Source organism: Nonomuraea indica, from assembly GCF_002850745.1.
GTDB classification, from domain to species: domain Bacteria; phylum Actinomycetota; class Actinomycetes; order Streptosporangiales; family Streptosporangiaceae; genus Nonomuraea; species Nonomuraea indica.
This window is the reverse complement of record NZ_KZ559474.1, coordinates 1-14,169: the sequence shown is the minus strand read 5'-3', so window position 1 is coordinate 14,169 and position 14,169 is coordinate 1. Positions and strand designations below refer to the sequence as shown.

The window sequence follows — 14,169 nt, the reverse complement described above, 5'->3', positions numbered from 1 at the left end:
GGACACATGACCATTGACATCACGCCCGGCGAGGCCGGCAGGCGCGTCGACGAGGCCGACTGGGCCGGGCTCGTCGAGGCTCTTGACGCGCACGGCTGTGCCCTGACACCTCGGCTGCTCGACCCGGACGCCTGCCGGGCGATCGCCGGCCTGTACGAGCGGACGGAGCTGTTCCGCGGCACCGTCGACATGGCGCGCCACCGCTTCGGGTCCGGGACGTACCGCTACTTCACCCATGAGCTGCCTCCGGTGGTCGCGGAACTGCGTGCGGCCCTCTACCCGCATCTGCTGGTCGTCGCCCGTGACTGGGCCGCACGGCTCGGCCGCCCGGCGCCCTGGCCGGACGACCTTCACCAGTGGCTGGCGATGTGTCACGAGGCGGGACAGAACCGCTCCGCGCAGATCCTGCTCCGCTACGAGACGGGCGACTGGAACGCCCTGCACCGCGACGTCTTCGGTGATCTCGTCTTCCCCCTCCAGGTCGTGATCGGCCTGGACGAGTACGGCGCCGACTACACCGGCGGCGAGTTCCTGCTCGTCGAACAGCGGCCCCGGGCCCAGTCGCGTGGCACCACCGCCGTGCTGCGCCAGGGGCACGGTCTCGTCTTCACCACCCGCGACCGGCCGGTACGGACCACACGTGGCTGGTCCGCCGGCGCCGTCCGGCACGGCGTGAGCACCGTCCACTCCGGCCGGCGGCACGCGCTCGGCCTGGTCTTCCACGACGCGTCGTGACGGCCGCGGCCAAGCGCACGTACACGCTGCTCGATCTCACCGGGCTGCCGTACCGCAGCCCGGTACCGGGGACCCTCGGCGGACACCGGGGCGGGCGGCTGTACGGCCGGCTGGACTGCCCCTCCGCCGCGCGGGCCCTGGCCCGTGGCGGATACCAGCGAGATCGGGTGTTCTTCGCCGACGAGGCCACCGCCGTCGCGGCCGGGTACCGGCCGTGCTCGGTTTGCCTGCCCGCAGCGTACCGGCGCTGGAAGGCCGGGCACGAGGGCGCCACCCGACCCGACACGACGGAAGGCACGTGCGATGCGTCCCCATGACCGGCATGCCCGTGCCGATGCCACCCGCCCGCCGCTCCCCGGTCCGGCCGGTCGTCTCGCCGGTCCGGCCGATCGGGAGCCGCCACGACCCACCCCGCACACGGCGGCCGAACTGGCCGCGCTCACCGGGCTGCTGACGGCCCCCCGGCCCCCGATCGCGTCCGTGGTGGTGGGCCACAGCAGGGACGCCGCGTCCGCGGAGTCCGCCGCCGTCTTCGCCGCGGAGTGGGAGGCGCGCGGCGGCACGGTCCTCGCGGTGGTCGACTGGCCCGAGACGGCGGCCTCATGGCTGCGTGCGGCCCGCCGGATGACCGCGCAGACCCCGGACGCGTGGGTGATCGCCGCGGCCGTGCCCGGCTTCGTCCGGCTCGCCCAACGGCTGAGGCACGGCACCGCGTGGGAGCCGTCCCGTACCTACGCCTTCGGGTCGCTGTGCGATCCGCGCGTCCCCGCCCTGACCGGCCCCGGCGTCCTGGACGGACTGCGCGGCGCGAGCGCCGACGGCGGCTGGTGGGAGGTCGGCGACGGCCGGATCACCAGGTTTCCGGGCCGAACCAGCGAGTGAGGGCAGCCCGCAGGGTGCCGGCGTCATGGCTGTCGCCCCGGGCCGACCACACGGCGTAGCCGTCGGGGCGGACGAGAAGCGCCTCCGTGCGCCGACCGTCGCCGGCCGGAGTGGCCGTCACGATGTCCACCCGGTCGGCCCAGGGACCCGCCACGGCCCGCAATCCGGCGTCCCCGGCCAGGTCCAGCAGGAGGGGGCGGCCCTGATGCAGCAGCTCGGCCAGGGTGGTGAGGCCGTCGGGCGTCCTCACCGGCAGGCTCGGCACCATCCGCCCGGCCAGCGGGTCGCCGGCGGGCGCACCGACCGGGTACACCACTCCAGTGCCCGTGATCATGGTGCTCAGGTAGGCGTTGACCTCGTCGAACCGCATCAGCCTGGCGAACAGCTCACGCAGGGCGTCCGTGCGCGGATCGGGGTCCATGAGGGCGACCTGGGCCCGTACGTTGTTCAGCACGGCCGCCGCCACCGGGTGCCGCTCGCTGTGGTACGTGTCGAGGAGCCCGTCCGGCGCCCAGCCGCGGATCTCGGCGGCCAGCTTCCAGCCCAGGTTGACGGCGTCCTGGAGGCCCAGGTTCACGCCCTGGCCGCCCGCCGGGAAGTGGACGTGCGCGGCGTCGCCGGCCAGCAGGATGCGGCCCTTGCGGTAGTGCTCCGCCTGGAGCGAGGCGTCGCTGAAGCGGGAGATCCAGGCCGGGTCGTCCATCGGGACGGGCCGCCCGGAGATGCGCTCCACCTCGTCGCGCAGCTCTTCCAGGGTGGGAGGTGTGTGCCGGTCCGGGTGAGGGCCCCGGTAGTCGTAGGTGCACACGCGGCTCGGCCCGTAGGGGTTGACCCACAGGAGGGTCCAGCCGCGCGGGGTGCGCTGCCAGCCGGCGGGCGCCCCGGCCGGATCCAGCAGTCGCACCTCGCCCATGAGCGCGGCGACGGTCGGCCCGTCGCCCAGGAACCGGATGCCGCTCAGCTTCCGCACGGCGCTGCGCGCCCCGTCCGCGCCTATCACCCAGCGGGCCGTGAGGGTCCGTTCGGCGCCGGACGTGGAGCGCAGGCGGAGCCGCACGTGGTCGTCGTACTCGTCCAGCCCGACGAGCTCCGCGTCACGCTGGACCCGGGCGCCGAGCCGTACGGCGTCCGCCGCGAAGACCTCCTGGGCGAAGGCCTGCGGGCTGCCCACGATGACCGGCCCCTCGTCGACGACGCGGGACAGGTCCAGCTCGAAGATGGAGGCGAAGTGGAAGCGCACCGGCCGCCCCGCGTCCCGGGAGGCGACGTACCGGCCCGGCTGCACCGCCTCCAGCAGCCCGCGGCGGTCCAGCGTCTGCGCGGTGCGCGCGTGCAGGGTGCTCGCCTTGGAGATGCCGTCGGGCTCGGGCAGCTTCTCCAGCACCGTCACGTCGATGCGCAGCAGGGCGAGCTCCCGTGCGACGAGGGTGCCGACCGGTCCGCCGCCGACCACGGCGACCGTGGTGTCGACGCCGGTCCCGCCTGCCGGCTGTGCCTCCGTACGCATGATGCCCCCCTTTGTCGGCGCTGGTCCGAGAGAACCAACACCACGGCGGCGCGGGCGGTTGCGGCCCGCCGCGCTCAGCCCGCCCGCCCGGCGGCGGGCCCTCCGACGCGGCGATCCTGAACGCCTCCCCACAAGGCGGGACGTTGTGCCACCATGATCGCGTCGTTCCGACGAAGGAGACCGCTTGGTCGTTTTCGCCTGCGCGGGGTGCGGCGCCGTGATGACCGCGAGGGTGTCGCGGGTGGCGCTTCCCGACCACGCCGGCCAGAAGTACGGCCATGGCCTGCTCCCCAGCCTTCTGGAGCCGGGAACGTACGTGGTGGACCCCGGAGACGGCCGGCCCTGGCAACCGTCGGAGCCCGAGCCGGAAGCCCGCGGCGTCCGGCTGCTGACGTACCACCTGTCGCGCCCCCCGAACAGGATCGGGATCGCGCCCGGTGACGTCCGCGGAACCGTCTTCGTCCCGGAGCGGCTGGGCGGCTGCTGTTGCGGCTGGGACGGCCGGTACGGCCCCAACCTGGCGTGCGCGGAATGCGGGTGCCCGGTGGCGACCCGCGTCGACGACTGCGGGTTCTGGCAGGTGGTGTGGCTGGAGCCGGAAGCCGTGCGTCCCGTCGCCGTCGATGGCCCGGTCCAGCGGGTGACGGACTGGGCGGAGCTGCCGACCACGCCGCCCGTTGACCCGCGGGGTTTCTGGAGCCCCCTCTGGGAGGCCGCGGTCGCGGTGGCGCTGGCCCACCTGCTGGCGGCTTCGGGCGGTAGGCGGGTGTCCGTCCCCGAGGGGCCGGTAGCCGAGGCGTTTCGCCGGGCGATCGACAGCCTGCTCCCTCCGGGGCCGCCGGAACGCCACCTCGTCCTGGCCGGGCCCGGCCTCTCCACCCCGATCACGGACATCGCCCTCGCGCCGCGGCATCCGCAGACCGGCCGGGTATGGCCCTGCGACGCGGGAGCGGTGGTGCCGATGGCCGCGGGGGTGTGGACGTACATGGCGTTCCACGACGACCGACGGCTCGTGCCGGCGGCGTCCGGAATGCCTGCCGTCGTTCGCCGTGATGATCCGCCCCCACTGCTGCCGTACAGTCCTTTCCGTCCTGATGGGCGAGTGTTCCTCAGCACGCTGGAGCGACTGGCGGTGGCCCGGCAGCCGTGGTTGCGCCGCATCCATGACCGGGTGAAAGACCACCCCTCCATGGACCCGTTCACGTAGGCACGCGGCGAGCTCTTTCTCGGCGCCACCACGCTCACACATCTAAGATCTTGCCGAATACGTCCATAAGCGTCCCCAGCGTGATGGCGTCCATCTCTTCATCCATATGGACCCACTTCGCGCCAGGGCCCCACGGAGGCTCACTGGTGAAGTTACGCGCAACGCTGATTCTGGCCGCCACCGTAGTGATTGTCTCCGGCTGTGGAAATCACGATGACACCGCCTTTCGGCAAGCACAGGAGGAGTGCTACAAGAAGGACGCGCTCGACAGCAAGCGGCTGGCAGCGGAAGTAGGGCCGCTTCTGACCCCAGATGTACGGTTGACTCTCAAAGAGAGCAGCGCCTGCGACTCCGAACCAGAGGGCGGCGCATGGATATCGTACGACCTGGACCCTGCCGTGCCCCCCAACCAGACCGTGGAGAGGTTTCGTTCCGCCGGCTGGGGCGATCTGCCACTGCCCAGTACTTCCTGCAGCGACTGCGTCGCACGGGTGGGCAAGAAGGCCGACGGCCGAAGCATTGAGGTGATGGTGCACGACTCCGACTACGGCATCTTCATGCTTGCAGCCTCGTTCTACGAGTGACGGTCGCCGCGGCATGAGCGAGACAGGCAGAGCCATCGACTCCGCCGGCCCGTCACGGCCGTAGCGGCGATCTGATGAGTGTCAGGTCCAGGTCGCCGACTCCGGGTCGATGCCCCGATCGCGGGCGTTGGCGTCGATGATGTCACGGAGCCAGATGGTCAGGCCCGGCTCGACAGCGTCGTAGTAGGCCGTGAACCCGGGATCGGCGGCGTAGCTCCTTCCCAGGCATACCTGCATCGAAAGGGTGCAGGTGAAGTAGGCGTCCATGGAGGCCCTGTGTCGTTCCGCCAGGGCGTTGGCGGCGGCGCTGCCTGGCCTGACGCCGGCGCGCTTGGCCGCTGCCAGGTCGTGCTCGAGGGTGGTGATGGTGTCGGCTGTCCGCCGCCAGTCCTCGGCGGCCATGCCCGCGGCGCGCTCGGCGTACTGCGCCCATTGAGGTGTGTCGCCCCACCGCTCACGGGCGCCCGCGACCAGGGACGGCTTCCAGCGCTGCCCGAAGATCGCGACTTGTTCCTCCGCGGAGAGCAGGATGCCGGCGCGCGCTGCTTCGATCATGCGATCGACCGCGTCGACCATCGCCTGCAGGCGGGAGATGCGGTCGAGGAGTTGGGCGCGCTGTTGTCTCAGCGGCACGGTCATGTCGGCCGCAGGAGCATCGAGAAGTGCGCCGATGTCCTCGAGCGACAGACCGAGCTCGCGGTAGATGAGCACCCGGTGGATGCGTGCGATGTCGGCCGCGGAGTAGAGCCGGTATCCGGCGGAGGTGCGCCCGGACGGACGGACGAGCCCGATCCTGTCCCAATGATGGAGGGTACGGACGGTGACGTCCACGTGTGATGCCGCGGCCCCGACGGTCAGCCCGCCGGGTCCTGTGGTGTCGTCCATCGCGGTGTCGGTCACGCCGTCGAGTCTGACATGCGCGTCTGACATCCCCGGTCTCACCCCTTGGGCAGGGTGAAACCGTTCGCCTCGAGGTAGCGTGCCTCGGCGCTGTCGAGGTCGAGGGGGCGAGCCGCGGTCATGATCACACGAGCGTTCTCCGGCGTGACGACTTCCAGTTCCACAGTGTTCCATGGCGTCTGTCGCGGTCCCGTCGTGCATCCGGGCACCAGCGCGGCGCACGCCTGCGCGATCTCGTCAACCTGGCTCAGCACGCAACTGACGCCGATGCTCACCGTCGCCGTGGCCGGCAGGGCGTCGGCCGGGACGAGCAGGACGTCCTGGAACGCCCACCGTCGAAGGTGCGTCACCTGGCCCGGGACGGTGAACAGGTCGATGAATCCGAGCCCGCGGGTCCAGAAGTCCACGGATGCGGCGAGGTCCGGCGTCGGCACGCGGACGAACAACGGCATGCCGTAGATGCCCCGGTAGATCTCCGGTGGCGTCGCGTCGGGCCCGGGCAGAGGGACAGGGCTGACCTCGAACGCCTCGTAGTAGTCGGTCATGCGGTTCATCGTCAGCCCTGACGCGACGTCAGGGTCAAATCCGCATCAGCGCTCCGGCTGCGGTCGGCTGACGGCCGAAGGCATCCGAGGACACCGCCCTGCACCCGCACATCGTCCTTGGTGATCGTTGTCACATGTCATTTCCGCTCACCACTTAGTAATCGGTACCGTATCGTTTATGAAATGACCGACACGGTACTCATCGTGGGCGCCGGCCCCACCGGGCTGGCCCTCGCCATCCACCTGGCACTGCACAACGTCCCCGTCCGCGTCATTGACGCCGCTTCCGGCCCTGCCACCACCTCCCGTGCCCTCGGCCTGCAACCACGCGGCGTCGAAGTGCTGGAGCGCATCGGCGCGCTCGGTGACCTGCCGCAGCGCTCCCAGTCGTCCCTCAACATGTCCTACAACGAAGGACCGCGCACCGTGCTGCGCCTCCATGTCGGCCAGGCAGTCGCCGACCAGCCGAAACAGGCGCTGCTGATCTCGCAGGCGGAGGTCGAAGGCGCGTTGCGGCACCGGTTGGCCGAACTGGGCGGCAGCGTGGAGTGGGGTACCCGGCTGGTGGCCGCCGAGCAGGACACCGCGAGCGTCGCCGCGACCGTCCAGACAGCCGACAGCACCGGACATCGCATCGATACACGCTGGTTGATCGGCTGCGACGGCGCGCACAGCACGGTACGCAAGCTCGCCGGAATCGGCTTCCCCGGTCGCAAACTTCTCGAACGCCTGTTGATGGTCGACGTACGGGCCCAGTGGCCGTTCGACAAGAACGGCAGCACGACCTGGATGGAGGCCGGTCACATGCTCTCCGTGACCGCGCTGCCCAACGACACCTGGCGCTTGTTCACCGAACCGCCGGCGGGTCTGCCCGACGAGTTGTCCGAGAGCGAGATCACCGACAGGGTGCTGGGTGAGTTCTCCCGCCGTAGCGGCGTCGGCATCGACACGGTGACGGACATCTGCTGGGCCTCGGAGTTCCGCATCCACCGCCGGCTCGCCGACGCCTATCGCCGCGGCCGGATCCTGCTGGCGGGCGACGCGGCGCACATCCAGAGCCCCACCGGTGGGCAGGGGCAGAACACCGGGCTGGGCGACGCGGAGAACCTGGCCTGGAAGTTGGTCCTGGTCGCCCACGGCCGCGCCGACCACCGCCTGCTCGACACCTACGAAGGCGAACGGCGCCCGCTGGCCCGCAACGTCCTGCGCGCCACCAGCACCGCCGTGGACATCATGCTGCCCGACCACCCGTGGAAACGCCTGGTCCGCGACAAGCTGGTCCTGCCGCTCGTCCGCCTGCCCGCCGTGCAGCGCCGGCTGTGGCTGGCCGCCTCCCAGCTCGGGATCAGCTACCGGGGCGGCCCGCTGGCCCCCACCTCGCCCCGGTGGATGCCCGGCCTGCATCCCGGCGACCGGATGCCCGACCTCCCCTGCCGCCTTCTCAACGGCGACCGGACCATGCTCCACGCCGCGATCCGCGGACGCTGGGTGGTGCTCGCCGACAAGCCGGACGTCGCCGCCCGTCACGCCCAGGCCGCCGCCGCACAACTGGGCGCCGACCTGGTCGTGGCGCTCACCCCGCTGGAGCCCGACTCACCCGACGTGGCGCTGGTCCGCCCCGACGGGCACATCGGTTGGCGTGGACGTTCAGCACCGGACAAACTGACAGCATGGCTGAATCAGGTGCTGTGGCCGGCGTAGAGCGTCACGGCCGTCCCCGCGATCCGGAGAACGACGCCGCCATCCTGAACGCGGCGTTGGACCTGCTGATCGAGCGCGGCGCGACGGGCACCAGCATCGAGGCGGTCGCCCAACGCGCCGGTGTGGCGAAACTGACGGTCTACCGGCGCTGGCGGTCCAAGGAGGATCTCCTGATGGCCGCCTTGGAGCACGCTCGTGCCCCTGACATGGACACCGCGCCGGCCGGGCAGTCGATCGACGAACTGATCTCGTCCATTGCCGAGCTTCTCAGCCGCCCCCGCTTCCGCGCGCTGATGGCCCGGGTCATCGGCGCCTCGGTGGACTACCCGCAGTTGGTGTCCGCCTATACCGAGCGCTACCTGCGGCCACGTCTGGACGCCCTGACCGAGACCGCGCGGCAGGCCATCGACGCCGGAACGTTCCCGCCCCACACGGATCCTCGTGTCATTCAGGACATCCTGACCGGCTCCATCGGATTCGTCCTCCTCCAGCATGAGCAGGACGTGACGGCGGCGCAGGTCGAGCAACGGCTGCAGGCTCTCCTGCGCCACATCGGATACCAACCCTGATCCCACTGCGCGCCGCTCGCCTTCACCTCGGCACACCTCCCGTACGGCCTCGGCGCCCGGCCCGAGCCGCGACCAGCGACTCCGTCGCATCCCACGAGGGCCGGGTCGAACGCACGCGCGGAGCGCGCTGACCGGCTCCGTGATCAAGGCCTGGGTTCCATCCCGGTGAAGAGGGCTTCGATCACGCGGTCGACGTATTCGTGCGTCAGCGGCTCCTGGACGATCAAAGCCCGGAAGTACAGCGGGCCCGACAAGATGTCCATCGCCAGGTCCAGGTCGAAGCCGGGTGACAGTTGCCCCTGGTCGCGGGCCACCTTCAGCCGGGCGAGGGTCTTCTCCGCCTGCGGGGTGATGAAGTGGTCGTTGAGCGCCGCGGCGACCTGGGGGTTGAGCAGGGCCTCGCCGATCAGCGCGCGATACAGGGGGCCCACGGGTGGCCGGTCCAGCAGTTCGATGGCCGCGTGGATCTGCCGGCGCAGGTCGGCGACGATGTCGCCGGTGTCGGGGTAGTCCAGGTCGGACTTGTTCAGCGACAGGAGTGAGTCGAGGAACAGGGCGCCCTTCGACGACCAGCGGCGGTAGATCGTGTGCTTGCCGACGCCGGCGCGGGCCGCGACCGCTTCGATGCTGAGCTTGGCGTAGCCGATCTCCTTACCCAACTCCAGAGTGGTCCGCATGATGGCTTCGGTCCGGTCGGTGGCACGGCTGCCGCGCTTGTCGGTCATCCCACCACCGTAATGGAACGGCACGTGCCGTGTTGACACCTCTGCCGTCCTCCAGCATGCTCTGAACGGCACGGCACGTGCCGTTCAGTTACAGGAGGGCACTGTGGGGCCATCAAGCAGAGAAGCGGCGCTTCGGCTCGCCGCTCTCACCAAGACCTTCGGCCGCAGGACGGTGGTCGACCACATCGATCTGGAGGTGCCGCGAGGGTCCTTCTTCGGCCTGGTCGGCCCCAACGGAGCGGGCAAGACGACATCGTTGTCGATGGCCGTGGGACTGCTGCGTCCCGACGGCGGACGGGCCGAGATCTTCGGCCTCGACGTGTGGGCCGACCCCGCGCGCGCCAAGCAACTGATCGGCGTGCTGCCCGACGGGTTGTCCATGCCGGAACGGCTGACCGGCCGCGAACTGTTGCGCTTCACCGGCCTGCTGCGTGGCATGGACGTCGAGGAGGTCGAGCGGCGGGCGGACGAACTGCTGGAGGTCCTGGAACTGGACCAGGCCGAGCGCACCTTGGTGATGGCGTATTCGACCGGCATGCGCAAGAAGATCGGTCTGGCCACGGCACTGCTGCACGCGCCGAGGCTGCTGGTGCTGGACGAGCCGCTGGAGGCCGTCGACCCCGTCTCGGCCGCCACCATCAAAGTGATCTTGAAGCGTTTCGTACGCGCCGGCGGCTCGGTGGTGTTCTCCAGCCACGTGATGGCCGTGGTCGAGCAGTTGTGCGACCACGTGGCGGTGATCGCCTCCGGCCGGGTGGTGGCCTCGGGCCCGCTGGAAGCCGTGCGGGCGGGCCGGAGCCTGGAAGAGCGGTTCGTGAGCCTGGTCGGCGGCCAGGTCCCCGAGATGGGTGAGCTGGCGTGGCTGTCCTCCTGATCCAGATGAAGCTGGCCGTGCTACGGCACTCCATGACCGGTCGGCGCGCCGCCCAGATGATCACCGGCGCGCTGACCGGGCTCGCCCTCGCGGGGGGCCTGATCGTGCTCGCGGGGCGCGACCACCCGATCGCGTCGCTGCCGTTCGACCTGCTCGGAGTGGGGTTCGCCCTGTGGACGGCGGGCTGGCTGCTGGGCCCGGCGCTGTTCGGCGGCGGCGACGAGACGTTGCGTCCCGAGCATTTCTCGTTGCTGTCGTTCACGCCACGCCGCCTGGCGGTCGGGCTGGCGGGGGCCGCGTTCGTCGGTGTCGCCCCCCTTGTCACGCTCGTGGCCTTCTCGGCGCTCGTGGTGGTGGCCGTCAAGGCCGGGTTCGGCGCGGCGGCCACGACGGTCGGCGTGGCCGCCGTCGCCCTCCAGCTGGTGGTGTGCGTGCTCGCCTCCCGGCTGGTCACCGCGGTGCTCGGCCAGGTCATGCGGTCCAAGGCGGGCGCGGCGCTGGCCGCTCTCGTCAGCGCCGCCATCCTGGCCGCCCTGCATTCGAGCTGGGTGCTCTCGCCCCTGGCGCAGGCCGCTCTGCGCACTGGGTTCCCCGCCCCCTTCTCCGCCTGGGTGGCGGCGCTGCCCTCCGGCTGGGGTCTGGTGGCCGTGCGGGCGGCCGGACAGGGACAGTGGCCGACGGTGGCCACCGCCCTGGCAGGGCTGGCCGGACTCGGCGTGGCCTGCTGGTACGGCTGGGCCGCCCTGCTGAAGCGGCGGCTGACCACCCGGCGCGCAAGCGGACGCCCGGTCCGGGTGGCATCCGGAAGGTGGGCCACGGGCCCGGTGACGGCGGTCGCCGCCCGGGAGCTGCGCACCTGGTCCCGGGACCTGCTGCGGTTTCACTACCTGGTCTTCGCCCTGTGTTACGCCCTGGTGTTCTGCCTGCTGCCGCTGGCCATCGGCGCGCCGATCCTCCTGCCCTGGACCGGAGCGCTCTTCGCCCTGTGGGTCGCGGCCGTCTCCGCCAACCTCTACGGCGAGGACGGCACCGAGCTATGGGGCAAGATGATGATCCCCGGCGCCGCGCGCCACGACGTGCGCGGCCGTCAGCTCGCCTGGCTGCTCGTCACCGCGCCGCCGACGCTGGCCTTGACCGTCGCCGCGGTCGCCCTCACCGGCGAGTTCGGCCTGTGGCCCTGGCTAACGGCGCTCGTGCCCGCGCTGCTGGGCGGCGGCGCGGGCGTGACCGTGCTGGTCTCGGTGCTGCGTCCGGTGCCCATGACCGACCCGCACCGCAGAAGCGGCAACCTGCTGGAGAACGGCACCGACTTCGCCCAGGTACTGATGGTGCTGATCCTCACCGCCGCGACCGCGGCCCCCGCCTTTTTCGCGGTCCGGCTGGGGCCGGCCTGGGCGGGACCGGTCGTGGGCCTGGCCGGCGGCCTCGCGCTGGCCTGGCTGCTGGGGCGCCTCGCCGCGACCAGACTCGAATCGAGCGCGCCCGAGTTGCTCCTGCACCTGCGCACCGGCGTCTCGCCCAGGCGGAGGCGACCGGCCCCAGCCCTGGATCTGGCGCGGCCGCACCTGCCCAAGCCCGACCTGGGCGTTGAGAAGCTCGGCCTCATGCTGGCCCCGGCGGGCCGGCGCGCCTACGTCGTCGCGAGCCTGACCCTGTGCTGGGTGCTCCTGGTGGCCCAGGGCATCGTGCCCGCGCTCATGCTGACCACCGGCCAGGTCACCCGATCGTGGTTCCTGGCCCTGCACCTACCGCAGCATCTCCAATGGCCCACCATCATCGCCATGATCACCCTCGGGCTCGTCCTGCTGACCACCGGACTGGGCATCGGCCTCTACTACCTGGCCAAGTCACGCCGAGCCGGCATCGCACCAGCCGACGGCCCGTGAACACTCCCTCCCAGCGGCGAACCTCATCGCAGAGGCCCTCCGCGGCAGGCGACACCGACCCGAGCGGGGCGCCCGTCCAACCGGCAGGCCCTGCCGGTCGGACGGCCTGACAGGTGCGTGGACGTGACCTGGGCGAGTGCACGTTCAAGCCACGCAACCCGGCGTCCCGACCTCACAGGTTTCTCTGCCGAACGGGCGCCGGACAGGGACCGTGGGCGTCAGCCCACCGCGTACGCCCGCGTCACGGTCTGTGTCACACAACCGCACGTCGTTATCTCTGATGCGCCCACCGCCACCAGAGTGGCCTACGCAGGGCCCTCACCCGTGGCCCTTATGATCACCGGGTGCATTCGTCTAGGATCGCGCCGGCGCTGGTTTTGATCACTCTGACGGCCGGATGCGGCGGACCGAGCGTGATGGCGGCGCGGACGCCCGCCGAGGCGGTGGCCCAGCAGGCGAAAGGCTCGACCGGGGTGAAGGTCACCAAGCTCATCCGTCTCGACTACGGCGACGCGATATCTACCCCTCCGGCGGACGACGACATCGTGCCGATCAACATCGGCGAATACAGTGAGAGCCGCACCACCGGATTCCTGCGGCTCGGTGCGGCTGCCTCCGATCTGACCACGACCTATCACCGGACCAACATCCCCGATGAGTTGAAGAACGTCGTCCCGGATGATCTGTCCTATATGACGACCAGGGCGATTTCGATCGGCGACTCCGGCACCTACGAGCAGCGAGCCGATCGGAAGGACGTTCCCGCCGGGAAGACCTGGCTTCATCACAGCAGTCCCAGATGCGGGATGGCAGCGCGCCTCCTCGGGACACTCGACGCACGTGCGGTCTTGTCGCCCAAGGTGCTGCAGAGGCTTGCGGCTCCAGCTCCTTCCTCCGCCGGGGTTATCGACGCGGTCGCCACCGTCGTACATTCCGGGAGTGCCGCGCAGGCTGAGTTCAGCATCCCGGCCCCAGGCGACGACCCCGTTATGGCAGCGCAACTGCTGAGGCGGTCCCGCTCGGCAGAGGTCTCGTGGCAGTTGTGGGTCGGGCCGGACCAGCTTCCCCGCCGGGTCCGTCTCATCACGACCGATCCCCTGGCGGAGGAAGGCATACCCAGGACCGCCGTGACCGAGATCGACTTCACCGACTGGGGAAGCGACGTGTCCATCGGGCCCCCACCGAAGGACCAGGTACATGAAACCAGAAGCTGCCTTGACCCGGAGCCGCAGTGAATACCGACTACAGTGCCGCATCATCCGGGCACGGGGCATGACCGAGCAAGGCGGAAACGAGAATGGTCACTGACCGCGCCAGTGAGCAGTTTCACCGCGCCGGCCAGCTGCATCAGCCCGAGCAGCAACCAGACCAGCGCGGCGGCGACCCACCACCCGAGCATGACAGGAGGCTGTTGTGCGCCATGGCGATGGGCAGCGCACTATAGCGCTGACGTGGCTCCCTCCGAGACGTTCTCAACCGACCTTGACCGTTGCCTCAGTCCGCATGTGGCCATGCCGCAGCGCGATCGCGTGCGTCTGGAGTGGCGTGTTTCCGACCTCCACAATCGCAGGACCCGAGCGCTCGCCTGGACCTGTGACTGCCGTGCCACGGTGTACGAGCTGTGCGCTGGCGGCGGTCAAGCCTTCATCCGTAGGAACATCCAGCTCGACGACGGCCACCAGGTCCACGAGACGAGCCCGGTGTCAACGAGCGAAACCTGGGCGCTCTGGGTAGACCTGCTGTCGAGCGCCGCCCGGTAGATGGCTGTAGCGGCGTGATAGCTGCAGGGTTGGTGCTTGGTGCCGTACGGACTCGCGTCGCGGGTGGCTGCTTCTCATCCTCGGCGGCGCTCGGCGAGGGCTACGACTACGGACAGCACCCCAGAAGACCGATGGCAAGGACCGACGGAGTCGGTCCGCGGCAGCGACCGCCCCAGCCCGAGACGCGGGGACCGAAGTCAGCGATCGTCGCGGCCTCAGCGTTCCGGACGGGCACTGACCTCTTTTCATCCTCGGGCGACTTCGTAGTTCTGCAGAAGAGCGATGGCCTTGCAG

The 14,169-nt window shown here is 70.7% G+C and carries 15 protein-coding genes; 11 read left to right on the top strand and 4 right to left on the bottom strand.

From position 1 onward, the window contains the following. Positions 1 to 6 precede the first annotated feature (6 nt). From CXR44_RS22445 to CXR44_RS22435, 3 genes are read left to right on the top strand one after another with little or no spacing between them, the layout of a single operon-like run. Positions 7 to 735 (top strand): 2OG-Fe(II) oxygenase, encoded by a 729-nt coding sequence (locus tag CXR44_RS22445; RefSeq protein ID WP_101788089.1) that lies wholly within the window; start codon positions 7 to 9, stop codon positions 733 to 735. After that, positions 732 to 1,052 (top strand): Ada metal-binding domain-containing protein, encoded by a 321-nt coding sequence (locus CXR44_RS22440; RefSeq protein ID WP_101788088.1) that lies wholly within the window; start codon positions 732 to 734, stop codon positions 1,050 to 1,052. The genes CXR44_RS22445 and CXR44_RS22440 overlap by 4 nt, the downstream gene beginning before the upstream one ends. Continuing rightward, entirely contained in the window at positions 1,039 to 1,617 is a 579-nt protein-coding gene (locus tag CXR44_RS22435; protein WP_101788087.1) for a type 1 periplasmic-binding domain-containing protein, read from the top strand. Before CXR44_RS22440 ends, CXR44_RS22435 begins: the two co-directional genes overlap by 14 nt. On the opposite strand, the gene CXR44_RS22430 is transcribed toward CXR44_RS22435, so the two are convergent. Further along, a complete protein-coding gene (locus CXR44_RS22430; RefSeq protein ID WP_101788086.1) occupies positions 1,586 to 3,124 on the bottom strand; it encodes an FAD-dependent monooxygenase in 1,539 nt (512 codons plus the stop codon). The two genes, CXR44_RS22435 and CXR44_RS22430, sit on opposite strands and share 32 nt — an antisense overlap. Positions 3,125 to 3,308: 184 nt before the next feature. On the opposite strand from CXR44_RS22430, the gene CXR44_RS22425 reads away from it, so the two are divergent. Together CXR44_RS22425 and CXR44_RS22420 are read left to right on the top strand one after the other, a co-directional pair. Next, positions 3,309 to 4,331: a hypothetical protein gene (locus CXR44_RS22425; RefSeq protein WP_101788085.1), complete on the top strand. Its 1,023-nt coding sequence runs from the start codon at positions 3,309 to 3,311 to the stop codon at positions 4,329 to 4,331. Positions 4,332 to 4,477: 146 nt separating this feature from the next. Continuing rightward, entirely contained in the window at positions 4,478 to 4,915 is a 438-nt protein-coding gene (locus tag CXR44_RS22420) for a hypothetical protein (RefSeq protein ID WP_144070050.1), read from the top strand. Positions 4,916 to 4,996: 81 nt separating this feature from the next. Here CXR44_RS22420 and CXR44_RS22415 read toward each other — a convergent pair whose 3' ends face one another. Then, positions 4,997 to 5,815 (bottom strand): MerR family transcriptional regulator, encoded by an 819-nt coding sequence (locus CXR44_RS22415; protein WP_245899329.1) that lies wholly within the window; start codon positions 5,813 to 5,815, stop codon positions 4,997 to 4,999. A 38-nt stretch (positions 5,816 to 5,853) separates the two neighbouring features. Beyond that, positions 5,854 to 6,360 (bottom strand): VOC family protein, encoded by a 507-nt coding sequence (locus tag CXR44_RS22410; RefSeq protein ID WP_101788082.1) that lies wholly within the window; start codon positions 6,358 to 6,360, stop codon positions 5,854 to 5,856. A gap of 183 nt (positions 6,361 to 6,543) precedes the next feature. Here CXR44_RS22410 and CXR44_RS22405 point away from each other — a divergent pair, with 183 nt between their 5' ends. Together CXR44_RS22405 and CXR44_RS22400 are read left to right on the top strand one after the other, a co-directional pair. Next, on the top strand, positions 6,544 to 8,061 hold the full coding sequence (locus tag CXR44_RS22405; protein WP_101788081.1) for an FAD-dependent monooxygenase: 1,518 nt from the start codon (positions 6,544 to 6,546) through the stop codon (positions 8,059 to 8,061). Continuing rightward, positions 8,031 to 8,630 carry a TetR/AcrR family transcriptional regulator gene (locus CXR44_RS22400; RefSeq protein WP_101788080.1) on the top strand — a complete coding sequence of 200 codons (600 nt, stop codon included), beginning with the start codon at positions 8,031 to 8,033 and terminating at the stop codon, positions 8,628 to 8,630. Before CXR44_RS22405 ends, CXR44_RS22400 begins: the two co-directional genes overlap by 31 nt. A gap of 143 nt (positions 8,631 to 8,773) precedes the next feature. Here CXR44_RS22400 and CXR44_RS22395 read toward each other — a convergent pair whose 3' ends face one another. Then, positions 8,774 to 9,355, bottom strand: coding sequence for a TetR/AcrR family transcriptional regulator (locus CXR44_RS22395; RefSeq protein WP_245899328.1), 582 nt, complete (start codon positions 9,353 to 9,355; stop codon positions 8,774 to 8,776). Positions 9,356 to 9,458: 103 nt separating this feature from the next. Here CXR44_RS22395 and CXR44_RS22390 point away from each other — a divergent pair, with 103 nt between their 5' ends. From CXR44_RS22390 to CXR44_RS22375, 4 genes are all read left to right on the top strand, one after another. Continuing rightward, positions 9,459 to 10,229 (top strand): ABC transporter ATP-binding protein, encoded by a 771-nt coding sequence (locus CXR44_RS22390; protein ID WP_101788079.1) that lies wholly within the window; start codon positions 9,459 to 9,461, stop codon positions 10,227 to 10,229. Then, complete coding sequence (locus CXR44_RS22385) at positions 10,214 to 12,115, top strand: hypothetical protein (protein ID WP_101788078.1); 1,902 nt, start codon at positions 10,214 to 10,216, stop codon at positions 12,113 to 12,115. The genes CXR44_RS22390 and CXR44_RS22385 overlap by 16 nt, the downstream gene beginning before the upstream one ends. A 344-nt stretch (positions 12,116 to 12,459) precedes the next feature. Continuing rightward, positions 12,460 to 13,350, top strand: a complete 891-nt coding sequence (locus CXR44_RS22380; RefSeq protein WP_101788077.1) for a hypothetical protein — start codon at positions 12,460 to 12,462, stop codon at positions 13,348 to 13,350. Between the two features lie 276 nt (positions 13,351 to 13,626). Next, complete coding sequence (locus tag CXR44_RS22375) at positions 13,627 to 13,875, top strand: hypothetical protein (protein ID WP_101788076.1); 249 nt, start codon at positions 13,627 to 13,629, stop codon at positions 13,873 to 13,875. Positions 13,876 to 14,169 lie beyond the last annotated feature (294 nt).